The organism is Mariniflexile aquimaris, from assembly GCF_042676825.1.
GTDB classification, from domain to species: Bacteria; Bacteroidota; Bacteroidia; order Flavobacteriales; family Flavobacteriaceae; genus Mariniflexile; species Mariniflexile aquimaris.
In genome coordinates this window covers 1,182,978-1,208,515 of the sequence record NZ_JBHTIB010000012.1, presented here as the reverse complement: position 1 = coordinate 1,208,515, position 25,538 = coordinate 1,182,978, and the positions used below count along the sequence as shown (strand labels likewise).

Annotated in this window: 16 protein-coding genes; 8 read left to right on the top strand and 8 right to left on the bottom strand. The window is 34.0% G+C overall.

All coding sequences use genetic code 11. The features are described from left to right. Window positions 1-231 precede the first annotated feature (231 nt). The 3 genes from ACFQ0I_RS13315 to ACFQ0I_RS13305 all read left to right on the top strand — a co-directional run bounded on the left by ACFQ0I_RS13315 (window position 232) and on the right by ACFQ0I_RS13305 (window position 4,618). Window positions 232-1,434, top strand: a complete 1,203-nt coding sequence (locus ACFQ0I_RS13315) for a tyrosine-type recombinase/integrase (protein WP_379943030.1) — start codon at window positions 232-234, stop codon at window positions 1,432-1,434. A 2-nt stretch (window positions 1,435-1,436) separates the two neighbouring features. Beyond that, the gene (locus tag ACFQ0I_RS13310) at window positions 1,437-1,685 is read left to right on the top strand and encodes a hypothetical protein (RefSeq protein ID WP_379943028.1); all 249 of its coding nucleotides are present in this window, start codon (window positions 1,437-1,439) and stop codon (window positions 1,683-1,685) included. A 380-nt stretch (window positions 1,686-2,065) separates the two neighbouring features. Next, window positions 2,066-4,618, top strand: coding sequence for a pectate lyase family protein (locus ACFQ0I_RS13305; protein WP_379943026.1), 2,553 nt, complete (start codon window positions 2,066-2,068; stop codon window positions 4,616-4,618). Between the two features lie 96 nt (window positions 4,619-4,714). Here the strand turns inward: ACFQ0I_RS13305 and ACFQ0I_RS13300 are convergent, their stop codons facing one another. The 8 genes from ACFQ0I_RS13300 to ACFQ0I_RS13265 form a co-directional block, all read right to left on the bottom strand. Beyond that, window positions 4,715-5,455 (bottom strand): rhamnogalacturonan acetylesterase, encoded by a 741-nt coding sequence (locus ACFQ0I_RS13300; protein WP_379943024.1) that lies wholly within the window; start codon window positions 5,453-5,455, stop codon window positions 4,715-4,717. A 28-nt stretch (window positions 5,456-5,483) separates the two neighbouring features. Continuing rightward, window positions 5,484-6,914 (bottom strand): Gfo/Idh/MocA family protein, encoded by a 1,431-nt coding sequence (locus ACFQ0I_RS13295; RefSeq protein WP_379943022.1) that lies wholly within the window; start codon window positions 6,912-6,914, stop codon window positions 5,484-5,486. A 49-nt stretch (window positions 6,915-6,963) separates the two neighbouring features. Then, window positions 6,964-7,854: a pectinesterase family protein gene (locus ACFQ0I_RS13290; RefSeq protein WP_379943021.1), complete on the bottom strand. Its 891-nt coding sequence runs from the start codon at window positions 7,852-7,854 to the stop codon at window positions 6,964-6,966. 23 nt (window positions 7,855-7,877) lie between these two features. Beyond that, a complete protein-coding gene (gene pelA / locus ACFQ0I_RS13285; RefSeq protein ID WP_379943019.1) occupies window positions 7,878-8,987 on the bottom strand; it encodes a pectate lyase in 1,110 nt (369 codons plus the stop codon). A gap of 17 nt (window positions 8,988-9,004) precedes the next feature. After that, window positions 9,005-9,445 (bottom strand): cupin domain-containing protein, encoded by a 441-nt coding sequence (locus ACFQ0I_RS13280; protein ID WP_379943017.1) that lies wholly within the window; start codon window positions 9,443-9,445, stop codon window positions 9,005-9,007. A gap of 77 nt (window positions 9,446-9,522) precedes the next feature. Next, the gene (locus tag ACFQ0I_RS13275) at window positions 9,523-10,302 is read right to left on the bottom strand and encodes a T9SS type A sorting domain-containing protein (RefSeq protein ID WP_379943015.1); all 780 of its coding nucleotides are present in this window, start codon (window positions 10,300-10,302) and stop codon (window positions 9,523-9,525) included. A gap of 284 nt (window positions 10,303-10,586) precedes the next feature. Further along, window positions 10,587-14,198 (bottom strand): pectinesterase family protein, encoded by a 3,612-nt coding sequence (locus ACFQ0I_RS13270; protein ID WP_379943014.1) that lies wholly within the window; start codon window positions 14,196-14,198, stop codon window positions 10,587-10,589. A gap of 228 nt (window positions 14,199-14,426) precedes the next feature. Further along, window positions 14,427-15,791 carry a pectate lyase family protein gene (locus tag ACFQ0I_RS13265; protein ID WP_379943011.1) on the bottom strand — a complete coding sequence of 455 codons (1,365 nt, stop codon included), beginning with the start codon at window positions 15,789-15,791 and terminating at the stop codon, window positions 14,427-14,429. A 470-nt stretch (window positions 15,792-16,261) separates the two neighbouring features. Here ACFQ0I_RS13265 and ACFQ0I_RS13260 point away from each other — a divergent pair, with 470 nt between their 5' ends. From ACFQ0I_RS13260 to ACFQ0I_RS13240, 5 genes are all read left to right on the top strand, one after another. Next, entirely contained in the window at window positions 16,262-19,528 is a 3,267-nt protein-coding gene (locus ACFQ0I_RS13260) for a SusC/RagA family TonB-linked outer membrane protein (protein ID WP_379943009.1), read from the top strand. A gap of 23 nt (window positions 19,529-19,551) precedes the next feature. After that, on the top strand, window positions 19,552-21,330 hold the full coding sequence (locus tag ACFQ0I_RS13255; RefSeq protein ID WP_379943007.1) for a RagB/SusD family nutrient uptake outer membrane protein: 1,779 nt from the start codon (window positions 19,552-19,554) through the stop codon (window positions 21,328-21,330). Between the two features lie 123 nt (window positions 21,331-21,453). Further along, complete coding sequence (locus tag ACFQ0I_RS13250) at window positions 21,454-22,998, top strand: DUF5123 domain-containing protein (protein WP_379943005.1); 1,545 nt, start codon at window positions 21,454-21,456, stop codon at window positions 22,996-22,998. Between the two features lie 143 nt (window positions 22,999-23,141). Next, window positions 23,142-24,536: a glycoside hydrolase family 28 protein gene (locus ACFQ0I_RS13245; RefSeq protein ID WP_379943004.1), complete on the top strand. Its 1,395-nt coding sequence runs from the start codon at window positions 23,142-23,144 to the stop codon at window positions 24,534-24,536. Beyond that, entirely contained in the window at window positions 24,523-25,536 is a 1,014-nt protein-coding gene (locus ACFQ0I_RS13240) for a DUF4861 family protein (protein ID WP_379943003.1), read from the top strand. Before ACFQ0I_RS13245 ends, ACFQ0I_RS13240 begins: the two co-directional genes overlap by 14 nt. Window positions 25,537-25,538 lie beyond the last annotated feature (2 nt).

Below are 25,538 nucleotides of genomic sequence, written 5' to 3'. Positions count from 1 at the left end.
TTCCCTTTGTTTACAAGTAGCGAGAGGGGGGCACGATCCCCCGACCTCCGGGTTATGAATTTAGAGGGACGTACATCATTTAAGCGTAAACACCTTTAAAATCAATTAATTAAGGCTTTATAAATATTGTATGATGTTAAATGATGGCGTTTGATATCATATAATGTTTTAGCTATGTTTTAGCAGAGCTTTAATTTCAAGAATTGTAAATTTATTTAAAACCGAACACTTATGTCTTCAGTATCCCCTTTTTTGATAAAAAGAGCGAATTCTAAAAATCTGTATCCTATAGCCATTAGGATTATTAAGGATAGAAAACCTTCGTATATTTATTTGGGGCAAGCAATAAAAATGAATCAATGGGATTCTAAAAATGGTCGTGTCAAGAATTCTCATCCAGATCATTTAGAAATCAATCAGCTTATTATCACCAAATTATCCAAAGCAAATAAAAGTCTTTTAAATGCTGAAATAAAAGACGAATATCTATCATCAAAAAAGATAAAGAAACGAATGGTTTCAAATAATGAAGGTGATTTTTTTACAGTAGCAAAAGTCTATTTAAAAAACATCGAAGAGCGAAAAAAATTTCACCAATTAGATATTGAAACTAAGCGTATAAAAGTCTTTAAAGAATTTCTTAAAAAAGATAAACTTCTTTTCAGTGAAATTAATATAGAATTGCTTAAAATGTTTGAAAACTTTCTTCTTAGCAAACGCAATCTCTCAACGCGCACTGTAGTAAATTATATGATTGGCATTAGAACCATTTTTAATTTAGCAATAACAAACTCCACTGCGGATGTTAAGCTATATCCCTTTGGAAAAGGCAAATACCAGATAAAATTTCCAGAAACCAAAAAGATAGGTTTAAACAGTGATGAGATAACCAAATTAGAAAATATCAAAGATTTAACGAAAGCTCAAGATTATGCCTTATCTGCTTGGTTGTTAAGCTTTTATTTTGCGGGTATTAGAGTTAGTGATGTACTACAATTGAAATGGAAAGATTTCATGGATAATCGCTTATATTATCGCATGAACAAAAACAATAAATTGGTTTCATTAAAAGTGCCAGATAAGGTTTTAAAGATTTTAGATAAACTAGAAAGACATGAAGATTCTGTGTTTTTGTTTAAGGAACTGGAAGGCGTAGATGCTAACGACAATAGATTGATTAGAACCAGAATAAAAACAGCCACCAGGAATTTTAATAGAAGGTTAGAGCTAGTTGCCGAAAAGGCTGGAATAGACAAAAAAATGAGCATGCATATCGCTCGACATAGCTTTGGAAATATTTCTGGAGACAAAATACCCATCCAGATGTTACAAAAATTATACAGACACTCGTCGGTTACAACCACGATACTTTATCAATCAAATTTCCTTCAAAGTGATACAGATGAAGCCCTTGATAAGGTTATTAATTTTTAGGATTGCCTAAGGCAAAGGTTGATAAAATGAGTTTAGCAGGTGTTGGCAATGCAGCTGCTGGAGCTGCTGTTGTAGAAGTTGTAAAAACAGTCTTCACCACACAAGACAACAAACCAGCCACCAAAAAAGATTTACAAGAACTAAAAACACTTATTACAGGGCGCTACTTGCCGGTAAATAAAGCTGGTAAGGATGAATATGGTCGCTCTCCATGTTATGATATTGAAACTGGGAATGTGGTATTTTTGTAAAATTAAGTTATAATATGAGTAGTGATAAATAGTGATTTATTATAGCTTTAATTTTGAAATGAGATATAAATTGTTTTAGAGTATTGAAATTAAATAGTTGTTAATTAGTAGTGTTATACTATATGTTCCGCAAATTCATGCCATTTTATATAGTTTATTTAATAATAAATAAATTGCGACTTCTAAAATTATAAATAAAATATTACAGTATTAGTATATAAACGTTGTTGCCTCGGCACTTTATCGATTTTACTAAAATTTAGTGGTTTCGTTTTAAAATTAGTTTAAATTTGTGTAATCGATTACAATATAATGTATCTGTGATTTGATTTTGTAACTGTATAGTTTCTAACAAAATAAAATAACACTTAAATAAAAACATGAAAAAATCACTACTTACTTTATTCTTCTTGATGATCACTTTTTTTAATTGGTCACAATCTGTCAATATTACAGAATTTGGGGGTTGGTTTGAAACAGCTTATGTAAAATGGGAGCCTGTTTCTGGAGTAGAAAGTTATAATGTTTATTATACAGGGGAAGGGATTACAAATCAAAACATTGATAATCCACTTATTCGAAGTTATGGTTCTTATTTTAGAGCTGACTTATTAGGTTTAAAACCTGGCAACTACACTATCACTGTAAAAGCTGTTATTGGCGCAGTCGAAGAAACAATAGGAACAACTACCGCTTCTATTACGGTATTAGCACACGATCGAAATGGATTTGCTTTTGCAAATGGTCGTGTTCCTGGAGCCTATAAATTAGATGGCACACCTAAAGCAGGAGCTGTCATTCTTTATATTACAGAAGAAACAAAAAATACCATATCTCTGGTGGTTACCGGAGCCAATGCGAATCCGTGTGTAGGCCTACAAACTATATTGGATGGTTATAAGAAAGGAAATGATACGCGTCCATTAATTGTTCGATTAATTGGGCAAATTACAGATCCAAGTTATTTGTTGAGTGGTGATGTTGTAATAGAAAATAAGAATAATGCGTCTAGTTACATCACTTTTGAAGGTGTTGGTGAAGATGCTGTAGCTGATGGATGGGGTATTCGTGTTAAAAATGCGACGAATATTGAAATTCGTAATTTAGGTACAATGAACTGTAATAGTAGTGAAGGTGATAATATTGGGTTGCAACAAAACAACGATTACATATGGGTGCATAATGTTGATTTCTTTTATGGCGATGCTGGTTCTGATGCCGACCAAATAAAAGGTGATGGAGCACTTGATTGTAAAAAATCTAAGTTTGTAACCTTCTCATATAATCATTTTTGGGATTCAGGAAAAAGTAATCTATTAGGGTTAAGCGAAAGTGGTGATACAGATTTATATATTACATACCATCATAACTGGTATGATCACTCCGATTCTCGCCACCCTCGAGTGCGTTATTATTCTGCACATATTTACAATAATTATTTCGACGGTGTGGCAAAATATGGTTCAGGATCCACAAATGGCTCATCACTTTTTGTGGAAGGGAACTATTTTCGGAACAGCAAAAATCCTATGATGATTTCTATGCAGGGAACTGATGTTTGGAGCGAATCAAAACAATTAAACGACCCAAATAACCAAGGCACTTTTTCTGGTGAAGATGGAGGTATTATAAAAGCATTTAATAATACGTTTGATGCCGATAATGGTACAAACTCCATGCGCTTTGTTGCGTACGGTGATTCAACTTTTGATAAACCAGGAAATAATGGCTCTTTGGTAGATTTTGATGCCTATGTTGTAATGAATAGAACCGATGTAGTACCCAGTTCTGTAAAATCGTTTAAAGGAGTCAACATATATAATAATTTTGACACCGATGCTTCTAAAACGGCCACAGATTACATTAGAAGTTTAGTTCCTGATTCACCAACAGATGCTAAAGCAAAAGTTATTCAATATGCGGGGAGAATGAACGGGGGTGATTTTAATTGGACCTTTGTACCAGCAGATGATGCATCGTATGCAGTCAATACGCCTTTAAAAGCAGCTCTTGTTAATTACGAAACACAATTAGCTTATATACAAGGTGAAGCTGTGCCAAGTACCCATTCACTTATCGTAACAACTAGCAATGCGAGTCAAGAAGTGATTGAAGGTAATGCAATGGAATCAATAGTTTTTACCTGGGGTGGCGACGCTACGGATGTAAGTGTAAGTGGATTGCCAGCATCTGGCCTAAGTTATGTGAAAGATACAGCCGGAAAAACAATCACCATTACAGGTACTCCAACAGAAACTTTTTCTTATTCCGTAACTACAGTTGGATCTATTGGCACATCTATTTCAGAATCTGGAACCATTACGGTAATTCCACCTGGTAGTACTACAGGGGAGGAGGTTCATAATTTCACAGTGTCAGAAAAAGTCAGCTCATTTTACAGCATTTCAGGAAATATGAATTCTACGAATGGTTCTGTAACTTATGACGGTTTGACTTTAACAAGACGGTTGAAAATAGAAACGGCTACATCAATAACATATACAACCACGGTAGTTTCTAACTTAACTTTAGTATTTGATTCTTCATTTACTGGTAAAATTAAATTCGATAACGTAGATTATACTGCCACGGGAGGCATTGTTACTATATCGGATATTCCTGCAGGTTCACATTCAATAACAAAAAATAATACAGCAAACCTATTCTATATAAAAACGGTGTATAATACATTGGGTTTAAAGGATAACAAAGCTGTTAAATTAAAACTGTATCCCAATCCGGTTGCTAGTAGTTTTGAAATAGCATCACTTGCTAATATTGAACAAATTCAAATTTACAACATGATGGGGGTTTTGGTGAAAAGTATTCGGAATACAAAAACGGTAGATATTAGTAATTTATGTAGCGGAAGTTATTTAGTGAGTGTACAAACCAATCAAGGAGTGCATAAACAAATTATCATTAAAAAATAATAAGACTCTTTAAAATTAAATTAGTCAAAATTAAAAAGGGTTCGGTTTTTAATTAAATCGAACCCTTTTTTATAAAATGAATTCACGTTAAAAACGTCATTTAATATATTTAACCAAACTAGGTGCTTGTTTTTTTAATTCAAGAACAGCAAGTTTAGCGACCTCTGTGGCGCCTAATTTTGATAAATGTGTATCATCATGTTTTCCATCTTTGTAATATGGGTTTTCGCCTGGTTCAAAATGTAGATGTAATTTTTTTGAACCCTCGACACCATATAATTCCTCGAGTTGTTCTGTTTGGTATTGCAAATCAATAAAAGGAACTTTGTATTCATATGCAACCAATCGCATTTCCATTGGGTATGCACCATGGCTATCAATTAGAACACCTGTTTCATTAAAATTACGTCTTGCAATAGACGATATTAGGATAGGCGTTGCTCCTTTTTCGCGTGTTTCTAAAACAAATTTTATTAAATTAATCCTGTAACTGGTATGTGGATTGGTATAGCGTTTTGGGTCATTTATTTTTTGATCATTATGACCAAATTGTATAAATACATAATCACCTTTTTTTAAAGTTTTTAATATAGAGTCCCATAGTGCTTCAGCGATAAAACTTTTAGTGCTTCTACCGTTTACAGCTCTGTTGTCTATTTTTAAAGTGTTTTTAAAAAATTCTGGTAAAACTTGTCCCCAACCATGTTCTGGATTAGTCTCAGGATTTTTTTTATTTGCCATGGTAGAATCACCGATCATATAAATAGTTGGTCGTTGAGCTATACAATTTAGGCTCAAAACTAATATGGGTAGTAAAAGCAATATTTTCGATTTCATTAGAGTATGTATTTGCATTAAACAAAATTTATGACCATTTATTTACTTTAGGGATCAAATCTGTTAGTTCGGAAATTTTAACTGATTTGCCAGAATCAATACTTTTACGTGCCGCAATTCCAATTAAAACAGCTAAAGATCCGTCTCTAACGTTAGCTGCATGGTTTAATGTAGGTTTTAAATTTTTGTCCCTAAAAATGGCATCGAACATTAATTTATCGCCGCCCCAATGTCCAGATCTAAGGTAAGGAAACATTATTTTTTTATAATTTTCAAAATTACGTTGGGTAACAATTTCATGAAATTTCACTTCTTTTTTAGTATGTGATGTGTTATCCATTTCTTTTTCGTGGAGCTCCGCTTGATTTTCTGGATTTTCTTCAAGCCATGGAATACCTTCATGTGTTTCTAATCGACCCTCTTTCCCATTAAAGGCAAAACGGAATCCTTCAAATGGAGAGTAGGTTGTTAATGAATATGTAACCTCGACATTATTGGCATATTTAACTAAAACCGACATTTTATCAAAAATATCAATTTCTTCACGCCATAAGCAATTATCTCTTATGTAGCCATCATATTTTTCATTTGCTGCATATAGGTTCATATAATGCTCATTTTTAGTCATATCGTAATAAAAATCACATTCCTTAGTATGTGAGCAGGATCTGCAATTATCTCCTCTAAAAGCATTGTTTTTGCCATATTTTTCCAGAGCGCCATTAGCATAAACTTCAATCGGATCCGATCCAATCATCCAATTTAATAAATCGAAATGGTGAGCAGATTTATGTAAAAGCAAGGTTCCAGATTGAGATCTTAAACCGTGCCAGCGCCTAAAATAATCGGCACCATGAAATGTATTTAAATACCAGTTTAAATCTACCGAAATTAAATCGCCAATTTCTTTAGAATCAATAATTTCTTTAAGTTTTGTGAAAATTTTACCATAGCGGTAATTAAAGGCCATAATTAATTTTCCTTTCGATTTTCGTTGCGCATCAATTATCAATTGGCATTTTTCTTCATCTGTTGTCATTGGTTTTTCTGTAACAACATCAATATTCCTATTTAAACCTTTAATTATAAATTCATGGTGTGTTGCATCAACAGTTGTTACCATTAGTAAGTCGATTTCTAAGGCGTCCAACATCTTATCAAAATCTGTAAATGTAGGACAATCTACACCAATATATTTTTTTGAAAATGCGACGCGACCAGAATTAATATCGCACAAACCAACAAACTCGATAACATCGCCATAGGTTTCTTTTAAAAATTTTCCAAAGAATGAATTTCCGCGACTTCCAGTTCCCACCAAAGCTACTTTTTTCTTTTTTGTAAGATTGTTTAAAACCGAACTAAAAGCGGGGGAAGCAATCATGGAACCCGTTAAGGCGAGACTAGAATTTTTTACAAATTCTCTACGCGTTAGGTTATTTTTATTTTTTGAATTCATGAGAAATATTTTTATTTAAATTTTATCGATAAAAAATGTTGTTGAAATATTAATGCCATTTTATTTTTGAGTTTCCTGATTGATTTTCAAGTATTCGCTCTATAGTGTATTTTTTAGCTTCAGACTTTTTTAATTGATGAGACCAAGGCACTCTGTTTTTTGGTTTAAAGCCCTCTCCTTTACAGTTGTATTCTGCATAAAACGCACTTGTTTCAGCTTCTTTGTTAGACCAATTGTGCCAACCTTCTGGTTTTATATGGTCTCCCATGTCACATTCTATAAATACCGTTTTGGCATACGTCCGCCATGGTCTTCCTAAATAAACTTCGGTCACGTTGTCGTCGGCAGTTAACTTACAGTTTTTGAATACGTACCCAAAGGCTAGGTTTTTAGGTGTTGATGCAGCTGTAATATAGGAATTTGCTTTACTTCGAATTTCGCACGATTCGAACAAAACAGTGGCTTCACCGAATATAAAATCAGTAGTGCCTTCTATATAACAGTTCCTGAAATACTGTTTAAAATCTTCACCGGCGGTGTAAAGTGTATCCTGATATCCTAAAAGAGCTACGTTTTCAAAATAGCATCTATTGGCATTTACGGATAATGCAATCGCTTGACCAACGAGACCAGAAGTATTTTGTATCGTTAAATTTTTAGCTATAAAATCGTTGCCTTCAACCAATAGAGTTGAGGTATGAAAAGTGCTATTTCTTCCTAAGTCTATTTTATTAAAATAATCATCGAATGAAATAATGGTGTTTTCTTTGCTTTCTCCAATTAATGATATTTTCGTATTCCAAGAATATACATGTACTTTTTCATTATATATACCGTTTTTAATATTGATTATTACGCGTTGATATGGAAACGCTTTTGAAGCATATATGGCATCCTGAATAGTTGTAAAATCGCCACTTCCATCTTTGGCCACCACCATGTTATAATCATCCTTTGGCGCTTTTACTTTTTTTTTTCAGAAAGAGCATTATCATATTTCTCTTTCCATTTAGGGTATTTTTTTAATACTTCTTTTGGTTGGTTTGTATACCACGCATAGCCATTTCTACGTTCTTCGCCTATTTCAGCCAAAGTTGCTTTTTTTATACCATCTCTATCACAGAAAAAAGGCGTATTATCGTCTAAGTTCATGAAACGTGCCCAAAGAGGAGGAGCATCGGCATCTGGCACCATTTTTTTATCTATTACTTTTCCTGCTTCATTGTAAACGCGTTCTTCTTTTAGCCCTGTAATTTTTACTTTTTCAAACCAGTTATAAGCACTATTTATAGCAGTGATAATTTCTTTTGAAGGGTTTTCAATGTCCATTAAAAGTAACACAATTTTAGCCGATTCTTTACCACTTAAAGAAGGTAATTCGTAGGCACGCGCTTTCGCCGGTAATAATGTATTCTCATCGTGTTGTGCGCACCAACTTGTTAAGACACCATTTTGTTTATATTGTGTTTTTATGATGCAATCAATACCTTTATTGAATGCCGTTTTTACACGTTCGATGTTTTCTTCAGAGGGTTTAATTGAAAAGTAATCGGTTTTGTTTTTAATTTCTTTTAGGACATTGAGAATATGTACCATCGAATCGTCGTTGTATGTAATATGGGTGTAATACCCTTTTTTTAGAGGATAAAATTGAGGCCAACCGCCATTTTCATATTGTGCTTCCAAAATATAGTTTAAGCCTGCTAAAAATGCTTTCTTGTATCGTTCATCGGGTACTTGTCTATAAATTTTAGACAGGAATAGTATTTCATTATATGTGGCGCCATTATCGGTGGTGCATCCTTTAGGAGTATCTTTTAAGGCTAATAAGTTCTTTTTTTCTGTATCAGAAAGTGGTTTATGCATTTGAATATTTTTCTCCCAACCACCTATGTTTTTTTGGTAAAGCAATACATTTTCCGCTATGTCCTTTGCTTCTTGCGATGCAAACCAAGAACCTTCTTCTATTTGGGTTATTTTTTCCCAAGATTTGTCAAGAATTTGTGCTTGGATTATTGTTGAAACCAAACAAGTTACAAATAGCGTTAATATATTTCTTTTTAAAAAATTCATGTGTACTTACTTTTTATTTAATTCTGTTCGTATTTTTTAATGACCAAATATTTTAAGTCGGTATCGCCAACATTACTGATACCATGCATGGAATTGGACGGACAGTAAAAACTGGTGTATGCACCTGCAGTTTGGGTTTTCCCATCAAGGTAAAATTCTGCAGTACCTTCTAAAACAAAAAAGAACTCGTCTTCAATGTGTTGGTGTGGGGCATGAGTAGATTTATGTGGAGCCACGACACTCAATTTAAGGGTTCTTCCATCTAAAAAATTTTTATCTGCAAACCAATATTGATAACCCACTTGGGTAGAGATTGATTTATCTAAATTAAAATGATTAACACAATTTTCGATAGTATATGTCTTAATAGAATCATTTGAAATTTCGTTTATTTTTTGAGCATGGGTTGATGACACTAAAATTAATGAAAATATTAAAGACCTTTTTAAGTTTTTCATTTTTAAAATTGGTTTATTTATATTGAAAAGGATACCCGTTGGGATATCCTTTTTTTTTATGTTTTGCAATTAATTTATTAATGTAATAATAATTTAACAGATTTTTGACCTTCGTTCGTTTTAATCGTTGCAATATATAAGCCAGATTTAAAAGTGAAATCTGTCTCATTGTTAGTTTTAAACGATTTAACTAATGCACCTGTAATACTGTAAATTTTTACTTCAGAATTCGTTTTTACATTTGAAACAACAATTCTGTTTCCAATCGCTTGTACATTTGTAGATACTGGTGATATATTTTTGTTTAAGCCGAGTAACGCGCTACTTGTTTCCAGTTTATAAAAATTAACTGCGTTATTGTCAGTAAATACTAATATTGTTCCAGCACCCCCCGTATAATTTGCTTCTAAATATTGGGTGTCGGTATTACCTGGAGAATCAAGACGCATAATTACAGTGCCAGAAGCGTCGGTAACTTCTACTGAACGCGGTGTACCAGTTCCACTAAACCTAAACCATAATTTTATTGAAACAGGACCAGTCACTGAAAATTGCATATATCTGCGGGTAGGTAATCCCGAGCTTACAGAGCTACTTCCTTCAGATTTTAAACGATTTATAGACGTATAACCTCCTCCTGGGCTAGCAGGCCATGTTGAGGCATTGGCTTCTACCGTGGCATAAAGGGATCCTCCTCCAACTAAGGTTAAACCATCTCTAATTTGAGTATCAGTAAATCCAGCTGCTACCGGGAAATTAGTAACATCATTTCCAAAGTCCCAAACCTTATCTTGAGCTTGTAAAGTCGCCGTAAACAGAATTACGGGTAAAATAAGAAAAAGTAATTTTTGTTTCATGTTTTAAAAAGTTTTAGTGTTAGTAATTAAAGTTGGTGTTATCGATTACATAACTTTATGTAATTTAAATGTAATCGATTGTCTAAAATAGAGAATTATTTTTAATTAACATAGACATGTGTTGTTAAACTTATTTAGCACTTTAATTAATTCGTTGAAATACATGTTTAATCGCTGATGCGTAGTAAGTCTTCATTATAAAGTAATCTGTTTCTTCTTAAATAATACAAAATGGTGATAACCATATGGTTATCACCCTAAAGGATTCACTTTTAATGCAGCTATTAATGTGTCAATAATTTGAATGCTTTTTGCCCGTCTGCATCATTAACAGTCACGATATAAAGACCTTTTTCAAAATTAAAATTGGTATCTGTTTTTGTTTTAAATGATTTTATTAACGCTCCCGTGATGTTGTAAATGTCTATTTGAGCCGTTGTTTTTACATTTGAAATATATATTTTCCCGTTGTATGCAGCAATGTTAACTTTAGAAGTGGATTTATGCACATCATTAACTGCTAAACTATTTAATTGTGATATGGGGTCCCAATTATCATTTCCTTTTGTAAAGTTAAAAGTGGTAATGCTTGTTCCGTCATGTGTTAAAGTAGGCGAATTTAAAACAGTAGACCACGAAGCACGATTACCAGAATTATTAACACCTGAAGCATTTTCAATTGTGCCAAACTCGTACATTTTATTTGATTCTCCACCTAATGAACTTGTCCAGCCAACGGGAGAAATTAGAGATAATCCTTCTGAACCGGGATAGGTAGATTCATCAACTGTTGTATTATAAAATACAACTTCACTAGAAGTTGGTGCCCATGGACGTCCAAAATAACCTGGTTTAGAACCATTCACAGAGGCAGTTTCTATTCCTGGGATAGGCGATTTTATATGGCACTCGTACATTAAAAACCCTCTGCCACTGGTTTGCTGTGCCGCGGTAATGTATGCAGCATCGCTACTGCTATCACTCGTGTTAAGTACAAAGTCGGTTTTGTAAAAAACAGCAGTCATACCACCAAAAATATAGTCAACAGCTCCCATCATGGCACCTTTGTAAACAACAACTCTAGAACCTGCTCCGCCATAAAAAGAATCTTGACGACCAATAACACGACAGTTATTTAAAATTACTTTATCTGTATTGTTCGCGATGCCTATAGCGGCTGCTTGAGTTACGTAGCCAGCGGCTCTGTTTTGAACACTTGTATTTCCGTAGTTAGTTGGTCTAACAGGGTCTGAAGCTTTTGGTTGAACTACATCTTGAGACTCTTTAAGTGATATATATTGGTTAAATGAATTTTCAAGAATAATATCTTCGGCTGTAAATCCATTTGCTGCAACAACCACAGTAGCGTTCCAATACGAAGACCCGTTACCCGATCCTTCTTGGTTAACATAAGTAGTATAGCCATTATCTTTGTTTACGGCTAAAACGTCGGCATGCCATTTATTATCAGTTCCCTGACTGAAGAAATTATACTTTTGACCGTAATATGAGGTTATTCTTACTGCATTTGCATCTATGTTAACACCAGCATTTAAAATAGCAATACTTGGTGAAGAAGCCGCATTTTTTAAAGTTACATTAGGACTGCTTATTACTAGCATTTCTTCGTAATTACCTGGATCTATTAAGACCGTTACTCGTTCATTATTTGGACGATTCATGAGCGCAATAGCATTTAAGGCACTATTAATAGTTTGATAATCTTTATCAGTACCAACCGTTATTACGGGTGTAAATGTGACAACTTCTAATACCTTAATAGATACAAAATATGAAGTGCCTGCAGTTGTTATTGTAACAGTCCCATCGGTTGTGCCTGTATATATATATTCAGTTGTAATTTTTGTGCTAGTGCTGTTAGAAGTATTTTGTATCGGCGCACCTCCTTCAATAGAATAATTAGATTGATAGTAATCTGTTATTTGAACTTTATCACCTACTTTAACAGGAATGCTTATTGTAGCTCCAGAAGATGCTAATAAATCGCCACTAGAACCGCGCACATTAACACTTCCTGTAAAAGCGAGACCTTTATAAGCTGTTGCATTCGAAATGTTTCTATCTTTAAATACCCATTCTCTAATAGGAATAAAAGATAAGTCTTTTGTGGTATTGGCTCCTGAAATCGTTAAATTCGAAGTTAATGCTAGTTCTATTGGATAGGTGTCAAGACCAGAATAAGCTAAAGTGTAAACCCCATTACGTAAAGCCACTGCTGTTACATCTGTAAAATTATATGAATAATTAGGTTCGTTTTTGTTCGCAAAGGTTAAATTTAAGGCACTTTTTTGAGTTGCGTCTAGTCCAAATGTATTTATTGTAACATTATATATTGGTTTTAGAGTAAAATCAATATTTGCTGTTTGATTTGCTGTACCAATAGTTAAAGTATTGGTTAAAATTTCAAAATCATTTACGTTATCTGCGGTAATGGTATATTCAACCCCAGCTTCTAAATTAACACTATAAGTGAACGCTGATTTATCAATTGAAATTATTGGAATGTATACTTTATTTTCTGCCGGATCTGGGGTAAAATGCAGTACAAGATTTGTTAAGTCTGATAATCCAGTAATATTACCACTTACAGTATATAAATCAACTTGTATTACTGTAACATCGTGAGTAGTTGATGAATCTGTCACATTTAAACTAAGCCCATTAGATATTACATAGCCATTTGCGCCACCTAAACTGAGGTCGTAGCTGTATTCTGCAGGTAAATTGATGCTATAAGTGCCACTTGATACTACTGTAGAAAACGTTTTACCCGCTTGATTTGTAAAGTTAAGGGTATAGCCATTAGGAATACTTGGGGCTAAAGATTCATCGATAGTACCAGAAATTGTTTTATAGTTGGCTGCTTTTCTATAGACTCTAAAGTAACTTGGTTTTCCTGCTGTATCAAATACACGATATTCTCCAGCTGATTTGGCGACAAATTTTAATATGGTTTCGGCAGCTGGAACTGAGACCACTTCTGTTTGAGCAGCGGGGTTAGGAAAATACTGAAAATTTAATGAACCTCCTGCATCGGTTCTAGTGGCAATAGTTACTTCATCATCTTCATTTAAATTTAAAGTTAAAAATCTACTAGTTGCTCCGTTAGAATTTACATATACTCTTCCTGTATAGGTTGCAGAGCTAGCAATGTTGGTATCATATCTAGTGAGATTTGTGTTTGTTGTTCTAAGACGATCATTTGAACCGGAAACAAATCCTAAGATACCTTCTGTAAATGATGGTAAAACAACCCCTGTTGTGCCAGGAGTTGTGGTGCCATACCAAGCGTTTATTTTAGTTTCTGTGAGCATGTTGTTATAAAGTACATTGTCAAGTTGTTGAGCGCCAAAATCCCAAACATCTGTTTTTGCTATAGCAACCACTAGGTTAGTAACATCTATGGCCGGGGTGTAAGCATTGGAACCGCTAAATGTGAAGTATAAAGTAATGGCGCCACCCGTATATGAAAATTCATAATATCCAGTTTTATCTGCCATACCTGAATGGTTATCTAAATCTACATCTTTTTCGCCTAATTCACTTCCTCCGATAGTCGTTCCACCGGTCATGGTGCCAGCACTATAAACTGAACCGTAGAACCTAATTGTATTCTGGCCTTCGGGAACATCAATTTCTAGAGAATTACCAGATTTGAACACAATGCCATAACCTGAACTATGCCATTGGGTTGTTGAAGCTTGAGTACGCATTTTTCCATCGGGACTCGTAGTGGAGGTAACCGGATCCCATTGTACTCCAGTATTTGTAAATGTAGATTGGTCTTTTAAATTGTAAGAAATGGTTGTTTGTCCTAATGCCGTAAAAACGAATAGCATCAAAGGAATCAAAATAATGACTGTAAGTTTTTTCATTGTTTTAATGTTTAGTTAGTGTCTATTAAAAATTAATATGTAGGTAAACTATGATTTAGGAACATGTTTAAATAGCAGATAATTTTGTTAAAACACAAAATGTAATCGATTACCTAAATTATGATAAAAAAACTAACTATTTATTAATAATTAGTTACGATTTTTTTAGATATTAAAATTTTATTAAAACCAAAATTAGTCTCGCTATACTCTTTAATATTGATGTCTTTACTTCTTTATTATTTTCCAATTGATAGCATGGTCTTTAATTTGTAAATTACACAAATATAATCCTTTAGCTAAACTAGTTAAATCCAGTTCTAATTTCTTACTAGAGGTTATGTCATTTGAATAATTAAAAACGTTTTGACCGCCTATCGCGTATATTTTAATAGTTACAATGCCATTTAATTGGTTTGAAAAATCAATATGTAAAATATCATCTACTATCGTTGGATAATAGGTTACACCAATTTTAATGGCTTTTTCCGCTAAACTTAAATTACCACCGCAACTAGACATTTCGCCGCTAGATGTTACTTGTAAAGTAGCGCCTGCGCCGCAATTATTATCTGGTATATAAGTTGCTACATCGTTAACATCAAGTTTAGTATAGTTATACGTGGGTGGAATAATTGTGCCAACATTTGATGGGATGGCACCTAGACAATTATCAAAGGCTAAACTTATGGAGCCTGTGCCTTCATTTACAGGTGAATAAATATTTGCTACCTTATCAAAATGTGAATTATCAACAAAGCAAGTGGTGCCGTTTGGACCAGCACCTAAACCTAAAGCAGCAGAGCTAGTTATAGTTGTTTCAGGATCAGATCCAGGAATAATCGCTTTGTAATAACAATTTAAAATATGAAGCTCAGAATTTCTTGCTCGGGGCATCCTAGCTTTAACGCCATCAGCCCAATAGCAATTCTGGTAAGTTACACTAAAACGCCCATCGGTATTAGGGAAATTAGTAGAACTGGATCCAATTAGGTTAGAAAATCGATGGTCTGGAGTCCCACCACTAACGTAGCCCGTTGTTGTTGGAGGTTTAAGATAAGTGAATTTACACCAAGATACCGTTATGTTATCACTATTATTTTTAATATCAAAATTACCATCTAACCCATCTTGAAATTCGCAGTGATCTACCCATAAATTTACACAACCTTCAACACCAAGGTTATCACGACCATCAATATCCCAGGCACCAGGTCCTTCAAAAATGAGATTTCTTATGATGACATTGCTCGATCCAGCTTTTAGATTAAGAATACCAGAGCCTGCGGCAGTTTGATTTAGGTTTACAAGTTTAGCACCGGGTAACCCAATGATAGTTTTATTAGTAACTACTTCACTAATTTGTAATTCAGAAGCTGAAAATGTAATAGTGCCAGAAACCAAAATTACTTGAGGAGTCGTTAACTTTATTTTTGCTTTTAAATCCGCATAGGTAGTTACCGTTACGGGGGTTACACTACCGCCACCAGTGGTTGCAACACCATATCCTTCTGGCTGGGTCATATAATAATTTTGACTAACAATAGGATAGGTAGTCATTAAAATGAAACACACAAATAATATATTTTTCATATTGATTTTACATAACTGTCTCATAAAAAAATAGTTCTTTTTGACACAAAGAATACTTGTGTAATCCATTACAAATATAATTTTTATTTTGAATATTTATTATGTTTGGAAGATTAAAATACATTTATTGTTAAAATTTACGCTTAAAAATGACGTTTATGTTGATATTTATTTTAAATAATTTGCTGTGAATGGTTTTTTTTATATATTTGGGCAATCGATTACATTTTGTTGTTGCTTAAAACTGTAATTTTAGTGATTAATGAAGTGTTAGAAGGGATAAATGTAAGGTGATTTATTACAATAATATGAAGATTGAATTTTTGTTCATTTATAAATTGTAATTTAAGATAGAAATAATTTAAAACTAAAAATTACTTAGAAATACTAAACAAAATACTAAACAAAATACTAAACAAAATACTAAACAAAATACTAAACTATATATTAAACAACTAAACAAATTATTTATGACAAACCATTCTCTATTTGAACATTTCTTATCCTATCTGAAATTAGGAGAAAGAACTATGCCTCATATAAATAAGGCTTTTTTGCCTTTTATTATAGGTATACTTTTTATATGTACACATAATGTATATGGGCAAAGTAAAACGATAACTGGTACTGTAACAGATGGTGATTTGGGTGGTCCTTTACCTGGTGCTACAGTACTTGTAAAAGGCACAACAAACGGTGCATCTACAGATTTTGATGGTAGGTATACCCTAAATTCTGTTAATCCTAACGCAACCCTAGTGGTTTCATATATTGGATACATTTCTCAAGAAATTAACTTAGCCGGTAGAACGAATGTCAACATACTTTTAAAACCAGATATGCAAGCATTAGAAGAAGTTATAGTTATTGGATATGGTACCTCTAAAAAATCGGACTTAACGGGTTCGGTTGTTGCAATAGGTGGCGATGATTTAAAAAAACAATCTATTTCGAGCGTTGCTGAAGCATTAACAGGACGTTTAGCCGGAGTGCAAGTTACATCTTCAGAGGGGTCTCCCGACGCTGAGGTCAATATTAGAATACGTGGAGGAGGGTCTTTAACACAAGACAGTTCGCCCTTAATAATTGTTGATGGTTTCCCTGTGAACAGTATGAGTGATGTAACTCCTTCTGATATTGAGAATATTACAGTTTTAAAAGATGCGTCTTCTACTGCTATTTATGGTTCCAGAGGAGCTAACGGTGTAGTTATTATAACTACGAGAAGTGGTAAAGATGGTAAAATATCTGCCAGTTTTAATATGTTTTATGGCGCAAAGAAAATAGCTAATACCATAGATGTGCTTGAACCAGAAGATTTTGTGAAATGGCAATATGAGTATGCATTACTTAGAGACAGATTAGATACTTACGAAAATATTTTTGGTCTTTGGCAAGATGTAGATCAATACAATGGGCTAAAAGGAAACAATTGGCAAAAACAGATTTACGGCCAAATGGGCGAAGTTCAAAGTCGTGATTTAGCAGTTCGTGGTGGTTCAGATAAAATTAATTTTAATTTTAACTATGCTCATTATGATGAAAAAACAATAATGATTGGATCAGATTTCAAAAGAGATAACTTATCACTTTCATTAAAGGGTAAAGCTAATGACAAAGTAGATTTAACATTTACCTTCCGTTATTCAGATACTGAAATAAATGGAGGTGGTGCCAACGAACAAAATGAAATATCATCAGCCGATGCACGTTTGAGACATAGTGTGGGGTATTCACCTATACCGCTACCTGGTTTAACTACAGACAATACAGACGAAGCATTGTCTTCTTATTTAGTTAATCCATTTGTTGCTGTAGATGATAATCAGCGCAAGCAACTAAGAAAAAACTACAACGTACTTGGTAGTTTTGGTTGGGAAATAATTGATAATTTGCAATTTAAGATGGATTTAGGTTTAGACAATCGTAATGATTTAGATTACCGTTTTTACGGGCGCTCTACCTATTATGCCAATAATAGACCGTCGGCAGAGAATCAAGGGTTGCCATCTATTCTTATTAGCGATGAAAAAAGAGAACGTTTTAGAAATGCCAATACATTAAATTACGACTTCAAGAATTTATTTGAAACAAAAGATGTACATAGTTTAAAACTTCTTGTTGGTGAAGAAATGATTATTTCTAAATCAAACGAAATAACTTCTGAAATTCAAGGGCTACCTAAGTTTTTTGATTTTGATACATCGAGAAATTTAACAAGTCAAGGCGTACCACAGTCCGTTGATAATTTTTATAGTCCAGACGATAAATTATTGTCCTTCTTTGGTCGTGTAAACTACGATTATAAAAACCGTTATTTAGTAACTGCAACATATCGTGCCGATGGTTCTAGCAAATTCTTAGGCGATAATCAATGGGGCTATTTTCCATCTGCCGCTGTGGCTTGGAAAATGTCGGAAGAAAATTTCTTAAAAGATGCTTCGTGGATTAATACTCTTAAATTAAGATTAAGTTATGGTGAAGCAGGAAATAATAATATCCCTTCTGGACAAACCGTTCAAAATTTCCAGTCAAGTAATACGACGTACATAAATGGTGTAAGTAATTATTGGGCCGCATCAAAAACTTTAGCAAACCCAGATTTAAAATGGGAAACTACGGTGACACAAAATATTGGTTTGGATTTTGATTTGTTTAAAGGAGTTATAAGTGGATCGGTTGAAGCTTATAAAAATCTTACCAGCGATTTATTAATCAACTTCCCCGTACCTGGAACAGGTTATGATACACAATACAGGAACATGGGAGAAACTCAAAATACGGGTATAGAAGCATCATTAAGTATTGCCGCAATACAAAAAGCTGATTACGGATTAAACTTCTCGTTCAACGTAGGGTTTAATAAAAACAAAGTAAATTCACTTGGTTTATTAGAAGATTTTGGAGCTAATACAAACTGGGCATCTTCACAAATAGGAAATGATTACATTGTAAATGTTGGACAGCCATTAGGTATTATGTATGGTTACAAAAGCGATGGTCGTTACGAAGTGTCAGACTTTGATTTTAACGCACTGACCGGAGCTTATACGCTAAAATCTGGAGTTGCAAACAACAGTGGTATTGTTGGAGTACCTAGACCTGGAAATATGAAATTAAAAGATATAACAGGTGATGGAATAGTGGATGTTAATGACAATACTGTAATAGGTAATGTAAACCCAAAACATTCTGGTGGTATGACTATCAATGCGAACGCTTACGGTTTTGACTTATCAGCTGCTTTTAACTGGAGTGTCGGAAATGATGTTTATAACGCAAATAAAATTGAGTTTACAACCTCTAATAATAATGGGCAATATAGAAATTTAAGCACAATAATGGCCGATGGCAATAGATGGACAAATTTAGATGTTACTACAGGAACCTTAGTAACAGATCCTACTCAGCTAGCAGCACTTAATGAGAACACCACGATGTGGTCACCATATTCTACCAATTTTGTTTTTAGCGATTGGGCAGTGGAAGATGGTTCTTTTTTAAGATTAAATACCCTTACTTTAGGATATTCAACTCCGGAGTCTATCACTTCTAAAATGGGACTTTCTAAATTAAGACTATATGTAACAGCTAATAATGTATTCATTATTACAAACTATTCAGGACTCGATCCAGAGGTTTCTACAAGAAGAAAAACACCTCTAACACCTGGTGTAGATTATTCACCATTCCCAAGAAGTAGATCATTGGTTTTTGGTTTAAACCTTAATTTTTAATTAACCATTATTTAGAATAGAAGATGAAAAAAATATTTATAATAATTTTTGGAATAATAGCTGGTCTTTTCACCTCGTGTCAGGAAGATTTCTTAGAAGCACCAGCAAAATCAACATTAGACGAATCTATAATTTTTTCTAATGCTGGATTAGCTAAAGGCGCTGTAGATGGCATTAAAGAACCATTTGGCCAAACTAACTCTTATAGAGGACGTTTTATACCGTTTTACGGATTTAATACCGATACAGAATGGAACCTTAACTCTGATAAAGAGAACGATGCTCAAGCAGATCTTATGATTTACGATGCTAAACCTAGTAATTCGCAGATGAATACCGAGAATAATGCTTGGTCGCAAATGTATACAGGTATTGAGCGTGCAAATATATGCATAAGAGGATTACGTACTTTTGGAAACCCAGAACCAGGAACGGAACTAGGTCAATTGTTAGGTGAAGCTCTAACACTTAGAGCTATCTATTATGCAGATTTAATGAAAGCCTGGGGCGATGTACCAGCGCGTTTTGAGCCTATCAATTCAGAAACCTTATATCTGGAAAAATCAAGCCGTGATATAATTTATAAACAACTTATTGCAGATTTAGGAGAAGCTTCTACTTTGGTTGCATGGCCTAATGAAACTGCTGCTACTACTACTGTAGAGCGTATTAATAAAGCGTTTGTAAAAGGGTTTAGAGCGCGTTTAGCAATGGTAGCTAGCGGCTATCAGCAATACCCAGATGCAGTTCGTAGAAGTACCGATCCGGAACTTTCTGTATCAGCTATGTACCAATTAGCACTTAATGAATGTAAAGATGTTATTAATAGTGGAAGAGCTAGTTTAGATCCTTCCTTCGAATCTTTTTGGAAAAAATACAATCAAGAAAATGTTACTGCTGGAAGTGAATCGCTCTGGGAAATTCCTTTTGCAGATGGTCGCGGAAGAGTATTGTTTTCATTTGCCGTTCGTCACCGAAGTGTAGATCAGTATACTGGTCAAGCTAGAGGTGGTATTGCAGGACCGCTACCTACTGTATTTTATGACTATGATCAATCAGATTTACGCAGAGACGTAACCTGTGTCCCTTACCAATGGGGTACTGCTACAAGTGGGGTTTCAAAACAAGAATTAATAAGTTCTGATACATGGAATTTTGGTAAGTATCGTTACGAATGGATGAATCGCTTTGTAACTTCAACTAACGATGATGGTGTGAATAAAATATATATGCGTTATGCCGAGGTACTTTTAATTGCTGCTGAAGCTGCTAATGAAATAGAAGGACCTGCCGCCGCCGCACCATATTTAAAAGAACTTCGTAGAAGAGCTTTTGCGCCAGCTAATCACGCCGTAAAAGTAGAAGCTTATGTGGATGCTCTTAGCTCTAAGCAAGCTATGTTCAATGCCATTGTGGATGAACATAAATTCGAATTTACTGGAGAAATGGAGCGTAAACAAGCTCTAATTCGATGGAATTTGCTAAAAACAAATTTAGAACAGGCAAAAGTTAAAATGGCTAATTTTAAAAACCGTACCGGTGAATATGCAGATGTGCCAACGACACTATATTTTAAATATAAAGCGGACAATGAATCTCTTGAAATTTATGGTTTAAATAGAGGAGAAAGCTTAAACCCTGGAGCAGATTACTCAGCCAAAACTTGGAATTCATTAACCGATATTAAAGTAAATTCGCTTTTCAAAACTGGAGTTAATCCTGATAACAGACAATTTTGGCCTATTTGGCAAGTGTTCCTAGATGGAAGTAATGGTAAATTGGTTAACGATTATAACTATTAAGAATTTATAATATTTAAAATAAGTTATTATGATTATGAAATGAGCTGAACCGAAAATTGGGTGTAAACACCAATGAAGATTAGCGAATAGCATAATACCATAAAAAACAAAAAATATCAACATATGAAAACAAAAAATATATTAAAAGTATTATTCATTCTCTGCCTAACATTCGCCATTACTAGTTGTGGTTATGATGAAGAGGTGATTAATGATTTAGATGTGAATAGAGCATTTGCTCCCGTTGCTTTAACGGCTAAAATTAGAAATCAAACCACAGTAGAACTAAATTGGACTGTACGATCCAATGTATCCAAGTATGTGGTTGAATTTAGTGCCGACGATCCAAATTTCGGTACTATATATAAAGCAGTAGATGTTACTCCTAATCAATTACCAATTCAAATTGCTTTAGAAGGAGAAACTGTTTATTCTATAAGAGTTAAAGCAATCAGTGCAATAGGTTTAGAAGATTCTACTTGGGCTGTGGCAACTGCGACAACCTTAACAGAACAACTTATGTTACCTTTTGAACCGGGTGATGTGGCCGCAACTAAAACAACATTTAGATGGGTGGCAAACAGTAATGTTACACAGTTAGTGCTTCAACCAGGAGATATTACTCATGTTATTACGTCACAAGAGAAAACAGAAGGAGTTGCTACTGTTACTGGTTTAACAGGTGAGACTGCTTATACAGCAAAATTGTTAAATGGCGCTAAAATAAGAGGTACAGCATCTTTTACAACGGGTATTGATGTTGGAGACAATACATTGGTATTACCTACTGATGATTTATTTCAAATGATTGCCGATGCGGCACCAGGAGACATTTTGTTATTAGAGCAAGGTGATTACACGGCACAAACAGGTACCATAACTTTAGATAAATCGATTACTATACAAGGATTAAGACGAGATTTTAAACCTCGATTAAGAGTAAGTTTTTCTATTATTTCTGGAGCCACAGATGTAAGTTTAATTGATTTAGATCTTACAGGTAATACACCTCTAGATTTAACAGATGTTGTTAGATATACGGGAGCTGGTAATTATAATTCGCTATTAATAAGTGGTTGCGTTGTACATGATTTTGATCGTTCTTTTATAGCTGGTAATGTTACCGATGCCATTGTGCAAACTATTAAAGTTGAAAATTGTATAGCAACTAACATTTTAACCAATGGTGGCGATTTTATTGATTTTAGAAATTCAGATGTGCTCAATGTAACTGTAAATACGAGTACGTTTAACAATTGTGCTCCAGGTCGTGATTTTTTTAGAATCGATGCGGCGGGCACTTCAAATGGCAACGCAACGGTTAATGTGTTACTAGAAAAATGTACTTTATATGGCGTGTCTAACAGTACTAGTCGAAGAATTTTATATATCCGATTTAATGCAAATGTAATTACCGTTCGTAATAATATCTTTGCAGAAACATTAGGAATACATTCAAATCAAAGTACAACTTCAGCTCCTACGTTTTCAAAAAATAATTATTATAATGCGCCAAGTTTTCTTGATACTACAATTTCTAATAATAAAGTGGATGATTCTGGAACTACATTAAATCCTGGTTTTGTTAATGCAGCTGCAGGTAATTTTACAATTACAAACCAAACCTTAAAAGATGATCAGGTTGGAGATCCACGATGGAGACTTTAACAACCTAAATACCTAGGTTATTAATATTTAAGAGGTATGTAATTTTGCATGCCTCTTTTAATATAACTTAAAGTTGAAATAATTAAAACAAAAAGAATTTTATGAATATGAACGGTCCTTATTTAGTATTTAGTTTAATATGTATGTCTTTATTTACAGTTACTTTTAGTGCTTGCAAATCAAATGAAAAGGTAACTAAAGAAACTTCTGCTTTTGATGAAGCTGACAAAATCATTGCTTCAATAAAAACGCTAGAATTTCCAAATAACACATTTAATATTGTCGACTTCGGAGCTATTTCAGATGGAGAAACTAATAATAGTGACGCCATTAAAAAGGCTATTGAGGCTTGTAGCGAAGCTGGAGGTGGTAAAGTAATTATCCCTTCTGGTAAATTTTTAACGGGCCCAATTCATTTAAAAAGTAATATTAATCTTCATTTAGAAGAAGGTGCAGAAGTGTTATTTTCTACAAATGCGAAAGATTATTTGCCCGTAGTACATACGTCTTATGAAGGTCAGGAATTAATGAATTATTCGCCGTTAATCTATGCCTATAAGCAAAAAAATATTGCAGTTACTGGTAATGGAGTTTTTAATGGTCAAGCTAGTAATGCCAATTGGTGGCCTTGGTGCAGTAAGGAAGAATATGGATATGTAAAAGGCACACCTCAACAGAAAGACGAGCATAATTTACCAAGGTTATGGGCCATGTCTGAAAATAACACGCCGGTTTCTGAACGTGTTTTTGGGGAAGGGTATCAATTAAGACCTTTATTTATACAGCCTTTTGAGTGTGACAATGTATTGATTCAAGGGGTGACGTTTACTAACGCGCCGTTTTGGGTAATACATCCTATAAAATGTAATTATGTTAGGGTAGAAGGAGTGACCGTTAGAAGTCATGGACCAAATAATGATGGTTGTGACCCGGAGTACTCAAAAAATGTACATATAAACAAATGTGTTTTTGATACTGGTGATGATTGTATTGCTATCAAGTCTGGTAGAAATAACGATGGTCGTGTGGTTAACATCCCGAGTGAGAATATAGTTGTCGAAAATTGCGATATGAAAGACGGCCATGGGGGTGTGGTAATGGGTAGTGAAATTTCTGCTGGAGTTAGAAATGTATATGTTAGAAATTGCAAAATGAATAGCCCAGAATTAGACCGAGCTATACGGATAAAAACCAATACTTTAAGAGGCGGTTTTGTAGAGAACGTTTATGTAAAAAACATTCAGGTTGGTCAGGTAAAAGAAGCCGTATTAAGAATTAATATGTACTATGCAATTTACGGACCACAAGAAGGCAATTTTATGCCCTCAGTTAAAAACATACATTTACAAGATATTCAAGTAGAAAACGGTGGTAAATATGGAATACTTATTAAAGGCAGGCCTGAAAGTTTTGTAAAAAATGTAACGTTTACAAATGTTCATATAAAAAATACAGAAACACCCATGTCTGTAGAAAACTCTGAGCCAGTCATATTTAAAAATACCACTATAAACGGAAAGCAATATGAAACCAAATAGAAATTCATGTATACAAGTTACATTTATCATGTCTCTTGTATTTTTTCATTTATTTTCATGTAAATCAAAGCAAGAAGTTAGTTATGAGAAACCCTCCTTAAAAACATATGCAGAACTTTCCATTGCACAAGGTGGAGCGTGGGTTGATGGCTCAAGAGGGCATAAAGAATATAAAGGAGGCACATCTTTTAAAAACATAAAAGCAATTCAAGTTCCAAAAGAACATACGGATCACACTTGGTTTATTCGTTACGAAGGCCCGGGGTGGGAAAACGGTCAAATTGGCTATCGCTTGTATTTAGATTGGAGAAATGCCATCGATATATTTGGCAAAAAAGTAGATTCTTTAGTTTTGCCATATGTTGGTCAAGATGGATTTGATTCATACCATGAACCTTCAGATTGGGGGCAAGATATTTTAAAAGCTGGAAAATCATTGGGAATTGGTGGCTACGGACGTATAGTAGCTGATAGCATAGTGCATTTTCAAAAGGTAAAAAACACCTTTGCCAAAATTGAAAACACGAATGTTAGTTCAACTGTAGAAATTTCGTATACAGGTTGGGAGTCTGGCAATGAGAGTATCGATTTAAACACAAAACTTAGCATTTACTCTCATGATAGATTTACAAAAGCTACTTTAACACCTTCAAAAGAAGTTACAGGAATATGTACTGGTATTGTAAAGTTTAAGGAAATTCCATTAATCAAAAAAGTAGGTTCTAAATGGGCATACATTGCTACTTATGGAAAACAAACTTTAGCAAGTCCACCAGATAATTTAGGAATGGCTCTTTTTTACAAATTGGATGAAGTAGCGGAACAAAAAACGGGGATGCACGACCATTTAGTGATTTTTAAACCATCAATACAACCATTAACATATTACTTTTTGGGTGCTTGGGAACAAGAATTAAATGGAATTAAAACTCAAGAGGCCTTTATTCAAGATTTAGATGCTAAATTAGAAGTCTTAGAAAGCAAGAATATATTAAATTGAAA